At 70.6% G+C, this 15,268-nt stretch carries 14 protein-coding genes; 7 read left to right on the top strand and 7 right to left on the bottom strand.

Annotation, left to right across the window (positions count from 1 at the left end; genetic code table 11):
* Positions 1 to 23 precede the first annotated feature (23 nt).
* From ADL03_RS37630 to ADL03_RS37640, 3 genes are all read left to right on the top strand, one after another.
* Positions 24 to 758: a 1-acyl-sn-glycerol-3-phosphate acyltransferase gene (locus ADL03_RS37630; RefSeq protein ID WP_053738405.1), complete on the top strand. Its 735-nt coding sequence runs from the start codon at positions 24 to 26 to the stop codon at positions 756 to 758.
* Positions 759 to 780: 22 nt separating this feature from the next.
* On the top strand, positions 781 to 1,293 hold the full coding sequence (locus ADL03_RS37635) for a polyadenylate-specific 3'-exoribonuclease AS (protein WP_053738406.1): 513 nt from the start codon (positions 781 to 783) through the stop codon (positions 1,291 to 1,293).
* Between the two features lie 77 nt (positions 1,294 to 1,370).
* Complete coding sequence (locus ADL03_RS37640) at positions 1,371 to 2,399, top strand: 6-phosphofructokinase (protein ID WP_053738537.1); 1,029 nt, start codon at positions 1,371 to 1,373, stop codon at positions 2,397 to 2,399.
* Between the two features lie 86 nt (positions 2,400 to 2,485).
* Here the strand turns inward: ADL03_RS37640 and ADL03_RS37645 are convergent, their stop codons facing one another.
* Positions 2,486 to 3,493, bottom strand: coding sequence for a DUF2891 domain-containing protein (locus ADL03_RS37645; RefSeq protein WP_053738407.1), 1,008 nt, complete (start codon positions 3,491 to 3,493; stop codon positions 2,486 to 2,488).
* A gap of 184 nt (positions 3,494 to 3,677) precedes the next feature.
* On the opposite strand from ADL03_RS37645, the gene ADL03_RS37650 reads away from it, so the two are divergent.
* Positions 3,678 to 5,066 carry a class II 3-deoxy-7-phosphoheptulonate synthase gene (locus ADL03_RS37650; protein ID WP_053738408.1) on the top strand — a complete coding sequence of 463 codons (1,389 nt, stop codon included), beginning with the start codon at positions 3,678 to 3,680 and terminating at the stop codon, positions 5,064 to 5,066.
* A 70-nt stretch (positions 5,067 to 5,136) separates the two neighbouring features.
* On the opposite strand, the gene pknB is transcribed toward ADL03_RS37650, so the two are convergent.
* Positions 5,137 to 7,128 carry a Stk1 family PASTA domain-containing Ser/Thr kinase gene (gene pknB / locus ADL03_RS37655; protein WP_157529639.1) on the bottom strand — a complete coding sequence of 664 codons (1,992 nt, stop codon included), beginning with the start codon at positions 7,126 to 7,128 and terminating at the stop codon, positions 5,137 to 5,139.
* 77 nt (positions 7,129 to 7,205) lie between these two features.
* On the opposite strand from pknB, the gene ADL03_RS37660 reads away from it, so the two are divergent.
* Positions 7,206 to 7,571, top strand: coding sequence for an Rv2175c family DNA-binding protein (locus ADL03_RS37660; RefSeq protein ID WP_197288994.1), 366 nt, complete (start codon positions 7,206 to 7,208; stop codon positions 7,569 to 7,571).
* Between the two features lie 149 nt (positions 7,572 to 7,720).
* Here the strand turns inward: ADL03_RS37660 and ADL03_RS37665 are convergent, their stop codons facing one another.
* The 3 genes from ADL03_RS37665 to ADL03_RS37675 all read right to left on the bottom strand — a co-directional run bounded on the left by ADL03_RS37665 (position 7,721) and on the right by ADL03_RS37675 (position 11,281).
* Entirely contained in the window at positions 7,721 to 8,596 is an 876-nt protein-coding gene (locus tag ADL03_RS37665; RefSeq protein WP_053738410.1) for a phytoene/squalene synthase family protein, read from the bottom strand.
* Positions 8,593 to 10,044 (bottom strand): polyprenol phosphomannose-dependent alpha 1,6 mannosyltransferase MptB, encoded by a 1,452-nt coding sequence (gene mptB / locus ADL03_RS37670; RefSeq protein WP_197288995.1) that lies wholly within the window; start codon positions 10,042 to 10,044, stop codon positions 8,593 to 8,595. Before mptB ends, ADL03_RS37665 begins: the two co-directional genes overlap by 4 nt.
* Before the next feature lie 169 nt (positions 10,045 to 10,213).
* Positions 10,214 to 11,281 carry a polyprenyl synthetase family protein gene (locus tag ADL03_RS37675; RefSeq protein ID WP_231642782.1) on the bottom strand — a complete coding sequence of 356 codons (1,068 nt, stop codon included), beginning with the start codon at positions 11,279 to 11,281 and terminating at the stop codon, positions 10,214 to 10,216.
* Between the two features lie 103 nt (positions 11,282 to 11,384).
* Between ADL03_RS37675 and metF the strand changes: the two genes are divergently transcribed.
* Positions 11,385 to 12,266, top strand: a complete 882-nt coding sequence (metF, locus tag ADL03_RS37680) for a methylenetetrahydrofolate reductase [NAD(P)H] (RefSeq protein ID WP_053738412.1) — start codon at positions 11,385 to 11,387, stop codon at positions 12,264 to 12,266.
* Here the strand turns inward: metF and ADL03_RS37685 are convergent.
* The gene (locus ADL03_RS37685) at positions 12,263 to 12,916 is read right to left on the bottom strand and encodes a DUF3153 domain-containing protein (RefSeq protein WP_157529641.1); all 654 of its coding nucleotides are present in this window, start codon (positions 12,914 to 12,916) and stop codon (positions 12,263 to 12,265) included. The genes metF and ADL03_RS37685 overlap by 4 nt on opposite strands.
* A 106-nt stretch (positions 12,917 to 13,022) precedes the next feature.
* Here ADL03_RS37685 and ADL03_RS37690 point away from each other — a divergent pair, with 106 nt between their 5' ends.
* Positions 13,023 to 14,675, top strand: coding sequence for a DUF885 domain-containing protein (locus tag ADL03_RS37690; RefSeq protein WP_053738414.1), 1,653 nt, complete (start codon positions 13,023 to 13,025; stop codon positions 14,673 to 14,675).
* 84 nt (positions 14,676 to 14,759) lie between these two features.
* On the opposite strand, the gene ADL03_RS49000 is transcribed toward ADL03_RS37690, so the two are convergent.
* Positions 14,760 to 15,260: a VOC family protein gene (locus ADL03_RS49000; RefSeq protein WP_053738415.1), complete on the bottom strand. Its 501-nt coding sequence runs from the start codon at positions 15,258 to 15,260 to the stop codon at positions 14,760 to 14,762.
* Between the last annotated feature and the right edge of the window lie 8 nt (positions 15,261 to 15,268).

Consider the following 15,268-nt stretch of genomic DNA (forward strand, 5'->3'; position numbering starts at 1 on the left):
GGTCTAGGGAGGCGCTTCCCAAAGTGCTGTACTGGTTGATGAAGCACGTCTTCCTGGGGCCCGTTCTGCGGCTGTTCTTCCAGCCCAAGATCATCGAGGGTGCCGAGAACATCCCGAAGGAGGGCGGCGCGATCCTGGCGAGCAACCACCTCGCCGTCTCCGACTCCTTCTTCCTGCCGCTGATGCTGTCGCGGCGCGTCACCTTCCCGGCGAAGATCGAGTACTTCACCGGCACGGGGCTCAAGGGCAAGCTGCAGAAGTGGTTCTTCTCCGGCGTCGGCCAGGTGCCGATCGACCGGTCCAGCGCGTCCGCCGCGCAGGGAGCGCTCGACACCGGTGTGCGGATCGTGCGCGAGGGCAAGCTGCTCGGCATCTACCCCGAGGGCACGCGGTCGCCCGACGCCCGGCTCTACAAGGGCAAGGTCGGCGTCGCGTGGATCGCGCTGGAGTCCGGTGCGCCGGTCATCCCGGTGGCGATGTTCGGCACCGACAAGGCCAACCCCATCGGCTCCAGGATGTGGCGGCCGCACCCGATCCGGATCAAGATCGGCAAGCCGCTCGACTTCTCCCGCTACGAGGGGCTGTCGGGCGACCGGTTCGTGCTGCGGTCGATCACCGACGAGATCATGTACGCGTTGATGGAGCTGTCCGGCCAGGAGTACGTCGACGTCTACGCGGCGAAGGCCAAGGAGCAGATCGCGGACGTGCCGGAGCAGGCCAAGGCGCCTGACCGGGTGCCCGAGAAGAAGGCGGGCTGACCGCTACCCCTAGGGTGTTGCGGTGCGGTTCTTCTACGACTGTGAGTTCATCGAGGACGGGGTGACGATCGACCTGGTGTCGATCGGGGTGGTCGACGAGGAAGGCCGCGAGTTCTACGCCGTGTCCACCGAGTTCGACCCCGAGCGTGCCGGGCCGTGGGTGCGGCAGAACGTCCTCAACCAGCTGCCGTCGCCCGCCGACAAGGCGTGGCGCAGCCGGGAGCGCATCCGCGAAGACCTCCTCGACTTCCTCGGCGCGCGCAACGCCGCCCGTGACGAGATCGAGCTGTGGGCCTGGTTCGCCGCCTACGACCACGTGGCGCTCGCCCAGCTGTGGGGGTCCATGCCGACGTTGCCGCGTGCTCTGCCGCGGTTCACGCGTGACCTGCGGCAGCGCTGGGAGGACGTCGGCAAGCCCAAGCTGCCGACCCCGCCCGCCGACGCCCACGACGCGCTGGCCGACGCCCGGCACAACCTCGCTCGCTGGAAGGTGATCGAGGAGTACCGCAGGAAAATCGGTTTTCCCGTCCGGTAAGTGAGACCCCCCGTTGCTGCACCGATACAGCTCGTGAAAGTCTGAGTGACACAGAACACGAGAGATTGGGCAAGCAGATGCGCATCGGTGTGCTCACTGGCGGTGGTGACTGCCCCGGTCTGAACGCCGTGATCCGGGCCGTGGTCCGCAAGGGCATCAAGGCACACGGCTGGGAGATCGTCGGGTTCCGCAACGGGTGGCAGGGCCCGATCGAGAACCTCACCAAGCCGATCGACCTCACGGACGTCGAGGAGATCCTCACCCGTGGCGGCACGATCCTGGGCTCGTCGCGCACGAACCCGTACAAGGTCGAGGGCGGTGTCGACCGCATCCGCGAGACCATCGCGGAGAACCAGATCGACGCCATCATCGCGATCGGCGGCGAGGACACCCTCGGTGTCGCCAAGAAGCTGACCGACGACGGCATCGGCGTCGTCGGTGTGCCGAAGACGATCGACAACGACCTCGGCGCCACCGACTACACCTTCGGCTTCGACACGGCCGTGCACATCGCGACCGAGGCCATCGACCGCCTCCGCACCACGGCCGAGTCGCACCACCGTGCGCTCGTCGTCGAGGTCATGGGCCGGCACGCGGGCTGGATCGCGCTGCACTCGGGTCTCGCGGGTGGCGCGAACGTCATCCTCGTCCCGGAGCGCCCGTTCAACGTCGACAAGGTCGTCGGGTGGGTCGAGCGCCGCTTCGAGAGCGAGTTCGCGCCGATCATCGTCGTCGCCGAGGGCGCGATGCCCGAGGGCGGCGCCGAGGTGCTGCACTCCGGTGAGCGCGACGCCTTCGGTCACGTCCGCCTCGGCGGCGTCGGCCAGTGGCTCGCGGAGGAGATCGCGGACCGCACCGGCAAGGAGTCCCGCGCGGCCATCCTCGGCCACATCCAGCGCGGCGGCACCCCCACGGCCTACGACCGCGTCCTCGCGACTCGCTTCGGCCTGCACGCCGTCGACGCGGTGGCCGCCGGCGACTTCGGCACCATGGTCGCGCTGCGCGGCACCGAGATCGTGCGCGTGAAGCTCTCCGAGGCGACGGCCGAGCTCAAGACCGTCCCGGCCGAGCGCTACGAAGAGGCCGAGGTCTTCTTCGGCGCCTGATCGGTAGCTACCGATATATCAGTTTATGCAAAAGACGTTTGTGGTCGTCCGCAAACGTCTTTTGCATAAGCGGGGATAAGCGCAGGTCAGAGAGCTTTGACGTCGAGGTAGGCGCCGAACGAGCCGAGCCAGTGGTCGGCCATGTACCCGTGGCCGCCGAAGACGTAGGTCCACCCGGCTTCGCGGTGCGCGGCCGAAGCCGTGCGGGCCAGGTCGGCGTACCGGTGCCCGGCCGGCAACGAGTCGGCGATCGCCTCCCAGCTCCAGGCGCGCGACAACGCGAGCCCCGCCAGGTGCGAGCCGTACGGGTCGGCCGGGTCGTCGACCGGGAAGGGCTCGCGCAGCGAACGCCACCGTTGCGAGTCCAGCTCCGGCAGGTACGCGTCGAGCCATGCAGCGAACTCCGTCGTGTCCAGCGCACGCCGCATCAGGTCCGCCGTCGTCAGCGCGGGGGAGAGGAAGTCGGCCGCGTCCGGCTCGAACCCGCCGTAGGCCGTCTCGTCCCGGTGCCACCGCACCGCGGCGTCGACGCACGCCGAGGCCAGCTCGGAGTCGCCGTTGGCCTGAGCGGCGTCGAACACCAGCCCGGTCGCGAACGCGGTGTTGCTGTGCGTCCCGGTCCGGATCGGCAGCCGCGCCGCGGAGATCCACTCCAGCCAGCGGTCGCGCAGCACGTCCGCGATCGGTGCCACCGACCACGGCAGCCCGGAGGTGCGCAGCTCCGCGTCGAGCAGCAGCAGCCACGCCCACCCGTACGGCCGCTCCCAGTGCCGCCCGGCCGGCGAGGCGAAGAACGCGGCCTCGACCGCGCAGTTGTCGTGCGTGATCAGCTTGTCCAGCGCGTCACGGGCCAGGTCGGCACCGGTCAGCGACGGCCGCAGCCGCAGCAGGCGGACCGCGAGCCACGTCTGGTGCACGCACGAGTGCCAGTCGAACGACCCCGCGAACACGGGGTGCAGCACGCGTTGTGGCACGAGCCGGTCGTCGCCGTCGATCACGTGCGTCCAGTGCACCGGGTGGTCGCGCTGGACGTTGTCGATCGCGATGCCCAGCAGCCGGGTCGCGGTGCCGTCATCCAGCCGGGTGGCGTTCATGACGCAATCATGCAATGTGCCGTCTCAGCAGGGCAGAGCCCGGCCGTTGCCGCTGTTCGTTGACAACTGACAGACGCCGCCGCGAACCCGCCCGTCAACCGGCTGTGACCACCGTGGCGAACTCCGCGTGACGACTGACAGGGCCGACCCGGTCTCTCAGTGTGGAACAACTAAGCTGAGCAGCGTGAACTGGACCGTGGACGTGCCCATCGACACGCTTCCCGAGCTTCCGCCGCTGCCTCCCGAGATGCGCAAGCGCCTGGACGACGCCCTGTCGCGCCCGGCCGCCCAGCAGCCCGAATGGCCCGACGCCGAACAGGTGCGTCGCGTGCGGACCGTGCTCGAGAGCGTGCCGCCGATCACCGTGCCCGCCGAGATCGACCGGCTGCACACGCAACTGGCGCAGGTCGCGAACGGTCAGGCGTTTCTCCTGCAGGGCGGTGACTGCGCGGAGACGTTCGCGGACAACACCGAGCCGCACATCCGCGCGAACATCCGGACCCTGCTGCAGATGGCCGTAGTCCTGACCTACGGCGCGAGCATGCCGGTCGTGAAGGTCGGCCGCATCGCCGGCCAGTACGCCAAGCCGCGCTCCTCGAACATCGACGCTCTCGGCCTGCCGTCCTACCGCGGCGACATCATCAACTCCCTGGTCGCCACGCCCGAGGCCCGCATCCCCGACCCGGGCCGCATGATCCGCGCCTACGCGAACGCCGGTGCCGCGATGAACCTGCTGCGCGCCCTCACCGGCGCCGGTCTCGCGGACCTGCACCGCGTGCACGACTGGAACCGCGACTTCGTGCGCACCTCGCCCGCCGGCGAGCGCTACGAGGCACTGGCCGGTGAGATCGACCGCGGCCTGCGCTTCATGTCGGCGTGCGGCGTCACCGACCAGTCGCTGCACGGCACGGAGATCTTCGCCTCCCACGAGGCGCTGCTGCTGGACTACGAGCGCGCCCTGCTCCGCCTGGACACCACGGGCGACCAGCCGCGGCTGTACGACCTGTCGTCGCACTTCGTGTGGATCGGTGAGCGCACCCGTCAGCTCGACGGCGCGCACATCGCGTTCGCGGAGCTGCTGGCGAACCCGATCGGCCTCAAGATCGGCCCGTCGACGTCGCCGGAGATGGCCGTCGAGTACGTCGAGCGCCTCGACCCGCGGGGCGAGCCGGGCCGCCTGACGCTCATCTCGCGCATGGGCAACCAGAAGGTGCGCGACGTGCTCCCGGCGATCGTGGAGAAGGTCGAGGCCTCCGGCCACAAGGTCATCTGGCAGTGCGACCCGATGCACGGCAACACCCACGAGTCGAGCACCGGCTACAAGACCCGCCACTTCGACCGGATCGTCGACGAGGTCCAGGGCTTCTTCGAGGTGCACCGGCGCCTGGGCACCCACCCCGGCGGCATCCACATCGAGCTCACGGGTGAGGACGTCACCGAGTGTCTGGGCGGCGCGCAGGAGATCTCCGACGCCGACCTGGCCGGCCGTTACGAGACGGCCTGCGACCCGCGCCTGAACACCCAGCAGTCGCTGGAGCTGGCGTTCCTCGTCGCCGAGATGCTGCGCTCGTAGGTTTCCTGAAGAACGGCTGAACAACGGTGGGCCCCGCGTCGAGAACGCGGGGCCCACTCGTTTTTCCAGGTCAGAGACCGATGATCGTGATCTCGGTGCCGCGCTTGACCTTGCTGCGCGGCTGGGGGTTCTGGTTCACCACGGTCGCGTTGCCGCTCTTGTTGAACTCCACCTTGACCTTGAAACCGAGCCGTTCCAGCTCCTCCTTGGCCTCCCGGACCTTCTTGCGGGTCACGTCCGGGACCTCGACCTCGCTGTTGTCCTCCAGGAAGACCGTGACGCGCTTGTTCGCGGTCGTCTCCAGCACCGCGCCGGCCGGCGGGTCGGTCCGCACGACCCGCAGCTCGTCGGGGTTGCCGCCGTTCTGGCCGCCGCCCTCCACCGCCTCCAGCCCGAGGCGCTGCAGCTCGGCGAACGCCTCGTCCCTCTTCTTGCCCGTCAGGTTCGGCACGGTCACGCGCGGCGCGGGGCCCTTGCTGAGCACCAGGGTGACCGGTTTGCCGATCTCCAGCGCGGTGCCGGGCCGCGGGTCGAGCGCCACGACCTTGCCGATGGGCACGGTGTCGTGGAACGCGTCCTTCGCGGGGTCCTTGGCCGCGGTGAGACCGACCGCCTCGATCTCCTTGGTCGCGGTCTCCGGGTCGACGCCGACGGTCACGAACGGCACCACGGGCTTGCCGCGCGACACGACGAGCTTGACGGACTCGCGCTTGCGCACCTCGGTGCCGTTGCCCGGCTCGGTGCGGATGACCTCACCCAGCGGCACGGTGTTCGACGGCTCCCGCACCACCAGCGCGGTGAGGTCGGTGTTCGACAGCAACCGGATCGCGTTCGCCTCGGACTGCCCCGACACCTCCGGCACGGTCGTCCAGCGGCCGGCGCCGAGGTACCAGGAGAACAGCCCGGCGATCAACGCCACCACGGCGGCCACGGACGTCAGGATGATCGTCAGCCGCTTCTTGCGCTTGCGCTGCTCCTCGGCCGCGTCGACCTTCTTCTTGCGCTCCACGGGACGCCGACGGGGCGGTTCGGGCCGCTGCATCGTGCGCGTGGCCGTCGCGGGCAGCGGGGGACCGGTGTGCACCGTCGTCATCGCCGGCTTGCGCACCGGCGTCGTCGCCTCGGCCGCGGGGACCGGCGTGGCACCGACGGCGACCGGAACCGGCCGCATCACGACGGTCCTGTCGTTCTCCGGCGCCGTGCCGGGAACGGGCACCGGCTGCGGCGTGAGCCCCAGCTCCGCGCCCACGCGTTCGAGCTCGGCGAGGAACACGTCCGCGTTCGCCGGGCGCAGCGCCGGGTCGCGCCGCGTCGCCTTGCGCACCAGCGTGTCCAGGGCCAGCGGGATCCCAGGGATGGACGGGACGTCCGAGGTCACGTGCTGGTAGGCCACCGAGATGGGCGTGTCGCCGCGGTAGGGCGCCTGCCCGGCCAGCATCTCGTAGAGCACGATCCCGGCCGAGTAGACGTCACTGCGCGCGTCCGCCGAACCCGACTCCACCTGTTCGGGTGACAGGTAGGCGACGGTGCCGAGGATCTCGCTGTCGCTGGTGACGCCGTTCGTGCCGATCGCGCGCGCCAGCCCGAAATCCGCGACCTTCACCTGGCCGGCCGACCCGATCAGCACGTTCTCCGGCTTCACGTCGCGGTGCACCAGGCCGGCGCGGTGGGCCGCACCCAGCGCGGACAGCACCGGGCCCAGCACGCTCAGCGCCGTCGCGGGAGGCAGTTTTCCGCGCTGGTTGAGCAGGTCACGCAGGTTTCCGCCGTCGATCAGCTCCATCACCAGATACACCTGGTCACCGTCGACGCCCTGGTCGTGCACAGACACCACGGCCGGGTGATGCAGCTGCGCCGACGCCCGCGCCTCGCGCTCGAAGCGCGCGACGAACGCGGGATCCGCGGTCAGGCGAGGATCCATCACCTTGACGGCGACCTCGCGGTCGAGGCGGGTGTCGCGACCTCGATAGACGGTGGACATGCCACCGCGCGCGAGCACGGAGTCCACCCGGTAGCGCTGCTCGAGCAGTCCACCCATCACGTTCGAAACCGACCTCTCCACAGTGCGAGATGGTAAAGCTCAGGATGACCCGGTTGGCGGAAGGGCGTTCACAGTTGAGTTATGGCATCGTGACCCCCGTGAGTGCGATTCCTGCCGCTGCGGATGTACTGGCTGCCGACCTGGAGGTTCTTCCCCTCCCGGAGGTGGCCGACCGATTGGGACTTCCGGTCACCCGGGTCCACCAACTGCTGCGCGACGGGCAACTGCTCGCCGAGCGGCGGGACGGCGTCCTCGTCGTTCCCGAAGCCTTCCTCGCCGCAGGAGGGGTGGTGAAGGGTCTGCCCGGCACCATCACGGTGCTGCGCGACCAGGGCTTCTCCACGGACGAGATCCTGCGCTGGCTGTTCGCGGAGGACGACAGCCTTCCTGGCACTCCGATCGAAGCATTGCGCGGAGACCGTGGGCGCGAGGTAAAGCGACGCGCGCAGGCCATGGGCTTCTAGATCACCCGATACAGCGGTTCCGGACGTCCCCGCCAGCGGAAGGCGTCCGGAACCCCTGGACAGATGCGCACGAAGGGCAGGCGCGGCACGACCGCCTGCGCCGCCGCGACGTCGGACATCGTCGCGGTGGCCGTCGGCTAAGGCCGGCTTCACCCGGTCACCGCTCGCGCGAGCATTGCCCGGCCGGCGCCGGGCACCGCCACGGCCAGCCGGCGCGCGTTCGGCACCGCCACCCGCCGCCACAGCACCTCGCAGCTCACCAGGCCGAGGATGTCGCGGTAGAGCGTGAACGCCGTCCGCACGCACGGCCGCGACGCCGGCGACAGCATCCCGATGCCCGGCTCAGCCGACCGGTACACCGCGTGCGCGTGCGCGACGAGCTCGTCGAGAGCCCTTTGCACGCGGACGTTTGCGCGACGATGACGACGAACCCAGTGCAAGAGCTCGCGGTCGACACCGTGGGCGGTGAGAACCTCTAACGGCAGGTAGACCCGGCCGCGGTCGAGGTCCTCGCCGACGTCGCGCAGGAAGTTCGTCAGCTGGAACGCCACCCCGAGCCGCGCCGCGAACGGCTCGGCCTCCGCGCGCGGCACGACGGTGCCGAGCACCGGCACCATCTGCAGCCCGATGACCTCCGCCGAGCCGTGCACGTACACCCCGAGCGCGTCGAGGTCGGCGTACTCGGTCACGTCGAGGTCCATCCGCATCGACGCGAGGAAGTCGGTGAACAACGCCCGGTCGATGTCGTAGCGGCGCACCGTGTCCGCGAGCGCGTGCAGCACCGGGGTCGACGGCTCCGCGCCGAGCAGCCGCTCCAGCCGGTCGAGCTCACCGGCGCGGTCCGGCACGTCGGCGGCATCGACGATCTCGTCGGCCCACCGCGCGAACGCGTACAGCGCGTGCACCGCCGGCCGCTGGTCGGGCCGCAGCAGCGTCGTGGCGAGGAAGAACGTCTTGCCGTACCGCGCGTTCACCCGGCGGCACGCGGCATAGGCGGACGCCAGGCTGGCTGTGCCGGGGCTCATTCGTAGCGGGTGGACAGGCCGAACGGGTCCGGCTTCACCAGCGACCGCGCGGCGAGCGCCGACACCAGCAGCGCGAAGAACAGGTAGCCCCACGAGTACAGCGCCGTGTCGCCGTTGGGGAACGTCACCAGCAGCAGGAACACCGACGCGAGCGACGCCGCCACCAGCGCGCCCGTGGTCCACGCGAACCCGGCGGCCAGCGCCAGCGGCCAGCTGAAGTACCACGGCAGGGTGGCGGGGGAGAGCAACGCGACCGCCAGCATCGTCACCGCGCCACGGCGGATGGCCTCGCGGACCTCGCCGTCGCGGGAGGCCCACCACTGCGTGTACGCGATCCAGACGAGCACGATCGAGCCGAGCGCCCGCGCGACGGCGAGGAAGATGCCGCCGTCGACGTAGACGAACCAGTTGACGACCATCCGCACGAAGTCGCCGACCGCGCTCGGGAGCGACAGCCAGTTGATGATCATCGACGAGCTGCGCAGCGCCGGGATCCAGCCGAGGCTCACGCCCGCGACGAGCGTGCACGCGAGGAACGCCCCCACGAACGCCGCCACACCGCCCAGCAGCGCCTTGCGGAACTGGGCGCGCTTGTCGCCCTCCAGCCGCGCCGCCCAGATCCACACCAGGAACGGCACGATCACGACCGCCGTGGCCTTCACCGAGAACGCGAGGCCGAGCAGCACGAAGCCCAGCACGTGCCGGCGGTCGAGCACCAGCAGCACGCCGGCGGCCATCAGCCCGATCATCAGCAGGTCGTTGTGGGCGCCGCCGACCAGGTGGACCAGCAGCAACGGGTTCGCCGCCACCAGCCACAGCGCGACCGCCGACCGGCCGCCCAGGTGCCGCGCGAGACCGGGCAGCGCCCAGCACAGCAGCACGAGCCCACCGGCCAGGGCGAAGCGCATCGCGACGACGCCGAGGATCACGCTGGCGTTCGTGGCCCACACGATCGCCTTGGCGACCAGGATGAACAACGGCCCGTACGGCGCGGGCGTGTGCTGCCAGACCCAGCTGACGTTGTCGCTGAGCGTGCTCTGCAGCACGGCCGGCCCGACCTCGTACGGGTCGTAGCCGGTCAGCGCGAGCTGGCCCTGCGCCAGGTAGCTGTAGATGTCCTTGCTGAACAGCGGTGGTGCGAACAGCAGCGGCAACGTCCACACCGTCACGGCGACCAGCACCGCGAAGTCGCCGATCTCACCCCACCGCACGAGGCGGCCCAGGCGGACCCACGCCCAGATGACCAGGCCCAGGCCCACGTACAGCACCATGCTCGCGAGGTCGTGGCCGTGGCCGTAGCGCAGCCAGCTCAGCCCGACCCGCGTGAGCAGCGGGTCCCGTTGGAGGATCGCGCCGGCGCCCATACCGCCCAGTGCGACCAGTGCGACGCCCAGCAGGCCGAGCATGGTCGTGCGGATGGGGATGGCGTAGGGGTTCTTCTCGAGCACAGCTTCAAGAGGCTCCTGTGGAGACACCTCGGAGCTCGTGCGGGGAAGGGACGGAGTTGCTGCCATCGCCCGAACATCGTTGCACAAGGCGCGGAAGCCTCGGCAAGCAACGGCCCTCACCGGTCACGAGGTGTTCATCGGGGCTCGCGCGGACGAGCCGTGGCCGTTCTCAGAACGTCCGCTTGGTCGAGCTGATCGCGAGGTCGGCGAGCTTCCCGGCGGCCGGTTCGGCCACGGGGGCGGCGTCGAGCGCGGCCAGCGCGTTCTTCGTCAGGTCCTCGATGCGCTCCTCGACGGCGTCGACGGCGCCGACCTCGACGAGCTGGCGCCGGACGGCCTCGACGGTCTCCAGGTCGAGGTCGGGCCTGCCCAGGGCGTCGTCCAGCAGGTCGGCGCCGAACTGCGTGCCCAGCGCCACGAGCAGCGTGCGCTTGCCCTCGGCGAGGTCGTCGCCCGCGGGCTTGCCGGTCACCCCGGGGTCGCCGAACACGCCGAGCAGGTCGTCGCGGAGCTGGAACGCGACGCCGATGTCGGCACCGAACGCCCGCAGCCCCGCGATCAGCTCCGGCGAGCCGCCCGCCATCGCCGCGCCCATGTGCAGCGGCCGTTCGACGGTGTAGGCGGCGGTCTTGAGCCGGTCGATGCGCAGCGCCGCGTCCGGTGACGAGTCGCCCCGCGCCTGCGTGAGCACGTCGAGGTACTGGCCGGCGAGCATCTCGGTGCGCATGTCCCGCCACGGCTCGCTCATCCGGCGCAGCACCTCGGCCGGCAGCCCGGCGGCGAAGAGCATGTCGTCGGCCCACGCCAGCGCGATGTCGCCGATCAGCACGGCCGCGGCCATGCCGAACCGGTCGGACTGGCCGAGCCAGCCCTGCTCGCGGTGGTGCGCGCCGAACGCGATGTGCACGGTCGGCCTGCCCCGCCGCACCGACGAGGCGTCCATCAGGTCGTCGTGGATCAGCGCGCACGCCTGGATCAGCTCCAGCGAGCTGACCGCCGTGAGCACCTCGCTCGCGAGCTCACCGTCCGGGTCGCCGCCCGCCGCGCGCCACCCCCACCACGCGTAGGTCGGGCGGATGCGCTTGCCCCCGCCCAGCACGAAGTCCGAGAGCGCGTCCACCGCGCTCGCGAAGCTCGGGTCCATCGCCTCACCGGACGCGCGCCGGGAGGCCAGGTACGTGGTCAACGCTTCTTCGACGTGCGTGGGCAGTGCGGCGTCGATGGGGTGGTGGGGCACACGTCCATGGTCCGCTGTGTCGGGTACCACTCGCATGCCGGGGCGGCGTACCACATCGTGAGCCACCATCTCACCTGGCGGACCACCCATTAGGCTGGTGTGCATGACGTCGGTGGTGGAGCGGCTGCAGGGGCAGTCCGCCAAGTTCTCGGTCGAGTTCCTCCCGCCGAGGAACGCGGACGACGAGCGGATCCTGTGGACCGCCGTGCGCGAGCTGGAGGCGCTGGACCCCGCGTTCGTGTCGATCACCTACGGCGCCGGCGGCTCCAGCCGTGACCGCACGATCCGCGCCACCGCCCGTGTCGCGCAGGAGACGACGCTGCTGCCGGTCGCGCACCTCACCGCCGTCGACCACTCGGTGGCCGAGCTGCGCAACGTGATCGGCTGGTACGCGGCGGTCGGCGTGCGCAACGTGCTGGCGCTGCGCGGCGACCCGCCCGGCGACCCGATGGGCGAGTGGGTCGCGCACCCGCAGGGCCTCACCTACGCCGAGGAGCTGGTGCGGCTGGTCCGCGAGCTCGGCGACTTCTGCGTCGGCGTGGCGGCGTTCCCGTACGGGCACCCGCGCTCCGGCGACCTCGCGACCGACGTGAAGTTCCTGGTGCGCAAGCTGAACGCCGGCGCGGACTACGCGGTGGCGCAGCTGTTCCACGAGCCGGAGCCGTTCCTGCGGATGCGTGACAGCGTGGCCGCGACCGGCTGCACGGCGACGTTGCTGCCGGGGATCATGCCGATGCTGTCGGCGCGCGCGCTCACGAAGATCGTGGAGCTGTCCGGCGCCGACCTGCCGGTGGAGCTGTCGCGCAGGCTGGAGCGCTACTCCGACGACCCGGCCGGGTTCCGCGCGACCGGCATCGACATCGCGACCGAGATGTGCCAGCGGCTGCTCGACGAGGGCGTGCCCGCGCTGCACTTCTACACGATGAACAGGGCGAAGGCGACGCGCGAGGTGCTGGGCCGCCTGGGCCTGGTGACCCGCGCCTAGACCGTCACGTTGCGCTTGTGCGCGATGAGGGCGAGCACGACGACGATCAGCGCGGCACCGCCGGTGAGCGCCGCGACGAGCAGCGCCCAGCCGAAGAACGAGCTGGAGTTCTCGCCCGCGTACTGCACGGTGGCCTGCAGCATCGACGCCTGACCGGGTTTCGGAGTCCACGCGATCGTGTTGTTCTCCTCCTCGCGGCCGTTGGTGTTCACGATCTTGCCGGGGAAGCTGACCTTGACCTGGACGTCCGCGCGTTCCACCGGCACCTGGGTCAGGTCGACCGAGCCGGAGAGCGTGACCAGGTCGCCGGAGCGGCGGAAGTTCAAGTTGTAGCGGCTGTTGGACGAGCTGGTGGCGGTGGAGAGCGCGCGCATCTCCTCGAAGCTCAGCCCGTTGAAGAACAGCTGCGTGCCCGCGTAGGACTCCACCCGGTACGGCTTGGTGGTCACCCGGCTCGCGAGGTCCGGCGGCACCTTGAGCTGGGGACCAGGGTCGTTGTCCTGCGTGGGCGGCGTGGCCGCGACGATCTCGCCCGAGATGCGGTCGTCGTCGGACACGGCCATCGCCGCGTACACGCGAACGCAGCCGCTCAACGAGAAGAGGGCGAGCAGCAGGAAGACCGGCACGAGCAGTGCCGAGGAACTACGCACGGCCGACATCCTGCCAGGGTGGCCGGTAGGACGCAGTCCCTCCTTTGGTCGTGAGCTTGACTAACTACCTTTTGGCGTCGTGGGCCGCCGGGTAGCGTCTGCGGCCATGGCATCCGTGCACGACATCAGCAACAAGTTCGTCACCGACACCGTGGCGCTGGACCCGATCGCGGCCACCAACCTGGGCTTCGCCGGTTCCGACGACAAGCTGACGGACTTCTCCCCGGAAGGGCACGCGGCACGTGACGAGCTCGCCGCCCGCGCGCTCGCCGACATCACGGCCACCGAGCCCGCGGATGCCGCTGAGGCGGCGGCGAAAGCCGTGTTCCTGGAACGTGTCGGCCTCGAACGCGAGCTCCACGCCGCGGGCCTGGCCGAGTCCTCGCTGAACGTCATCGCGAGCCCCATCCAGACGGTGCGCGACATCTTCGACCAGATGCCGACCGACACGCCCGAGCAATGGGCCACGATCGGGCGACGTCTGGCGGCGGTACCTACCGCTTTGTCCGGTTTGCAAGCCTCGTTGTCGCACGCCGCGTCCCGTGGCCACGTCTCGGCGCTGCGCCAGGTGACCAAGGTGGCCGAGCAGTGCGACACGTGGGCCGGCTCCTTCTTCGGCTCCTTCGTGGCGAAGGCGGACGTGCCGGGCTCCGTGCGCGGCGACCTCGACTCGGGTGCCGCGGCCGCGTCCGCCGCCTACGCCGAGTTCGCCTCGTTCCTGCGCACCTCGCTGGCCCCGCTCGCGCCGGTGAAGGACGCCGTCGGTGAGGAGCGCTACCGGCTGGGCTCGCGGTACTTCACCGGTTCGCGGCTCGACCTCGCCGAGGCCTACGCCTGGGGCTGGGAGGAGTTCCTCGGCATCGAGGCCGAGATGAAGGAGGTCGCGGCACGGCTGAAGCCGGGTGCCTCGCTGGCGGAGACCGCGGCGTTCCTGGACGAGCACCCGCGCTACCAGGTCCACGGCCAGGACGGTCTGCGGGCGTGGATGCAGGAGCTGTCCGACAAGGCCCTGCTCGACCTGCGCGACGTGCACTTCGACCTGCCGGACGCGCTGATGAACCTCGAGTGCAAGATCGCGCCGCCCGGTGGCGGTGTCGGCGCCTACTACACGCCGCCGACCGCCGACTTCTCCCGGCCGGGCCGCATGTGGTGGTCGGTCGCCGAGGGCAAGACGGTGTTCCCGACCTGGCGCGAGACCTCGACGGTCTACCACGAGGGCGTGCCGGGACATCACCTGCAGTGCGCCACGGCGGTGTACCAGTCGGAGAAGCTGAACGACTTCCAGCGCCTCATGTGCTGGGTGTCGGGCCACGGCGAGGGCTGGGCGCTCTACTCGGAACGCCTCATGCGCGAGCTCGGCTACCTCGACGACGACGGCGACCTGCTCGGCATGCTCGACGCCCACCTGTTCCGCGCCGCCCGCGTCATCATCGACATCGGCATGCACCTGGAGCTGGAGATCCCGCAGGGCACCGGCTTCCACCCCGGCGAGCGCTGGACCCCCGAGCTCGGCCTGGAGTTCATGCTCACCAGGACGCTGACCGAGGCCGCGCACGTGCACGACGAGATCGACCGCTACCTCGGCTGGGCCGGTCAGGCCCCGGCGTACAAGATCGGCGAACGCCTCTGGCTCGCCGCCCGCGAGGACGCCCGTGCCCGCAAGGGCGCCGGCTTCGACCTCAAGCAGTTCCACCAGGACGCGCTGGAGATGGGCTCGATGGGCCTCGACACCCTCCGCGACCGCCTCGCCGCCCTGTAGCTCCGGCGCTGTGCGGCATCCGGTACGTCGGCGCCGAGCCCGCTGACGTACCGGATGCCGCACGAGCCGGTGGGCGAGCGCCGGTCACGACACCGGCGCCGCCCAGTGCACGCGGACGCGGTGGGTGATCGGGTCGGGGTCGTCGGTGCGCACGAACTCCAGCCAGGGCCCGTCCGGCTCGGGCCGGACCGAGGCGAACCCGTCGCCGCTGCGCACCACCGGGTGCCCGGTCACCAGGGCCGCCGCGAGCGGATCGCGTGCGTCCACGACGACGGCCGCGATCACGCCGGTGTACTCGGGCCGGGGTTCGAGGACGCAGAACTCGTTGCCCTGCGGGTCCCGCAGCACCACCCACGGCACGTCGCGCTGCCCGACGTCGGCGTGCTCCGCGCCCAGCTTCAGCGCCCGCGCCACGATGTCCGCCTGGTGTTCGGGTGAGGTCGAGGCCAGGTCGAGGTGCACCCGGTTCTTCTCGATCTTCGGCGCGTCGCTCCACACGAACGTCAGCTCGGCCTCGTCGCCCGCGAGCTCGGACCAGAACGCCGCCAGCGCGGGGGGATCTGCTGCGTCGAACGTGATTTCCACCCGTGCGA

Origin of the sequence: Nocardia sp. NRRL S-836, from assembly GCF_001279525.1 — a bacterium.
Classification (GTDB): Bacteria; Actinomycetota; Actinomycetes; order Mycobacteriales; family Pseudonocardiaceae; genus Lentzea.

Bases quoted from the DNA above. Each gene is read 5' to 3' on its own strand.
- ADL03_RS37690 (WP_053738414.1), top strand. From the start codon at position 13,023: ATGGCATCCGTGCACGACATCAGCAACAAGTTCGTCACCGACACCGTG.
- metF (WP_053738412.1), top strand. From the start codon at position 11,385: ATGACGTCGGTGGTGGAGCGGCTGCAGGGGCAGTCCGCCAAGTTCTCG.
- ADL03_RS37645 (WP_053738407.1), bottom strand. From the start codon at position 3,493: ATGAACGCCACCCGGCTGGATGACGGCACCGCGACCCGGCTGCTGGGC.
- ADL03_RS37640 (WP_053738537.1), top strand. From the start codon at position 1,371: ATGCGCATCGGTGTGCTCACTGGCGGTGGTGACTGCCCCGGTCTGAAC.
- ADL03_RS37665 (WP_053738410.1), bottom strand. From the start codon at position 8,596: ATGAGCCCCGGCACAGCCAGCCTGGCGTCCGCCTATGCCGCGTGCCGC.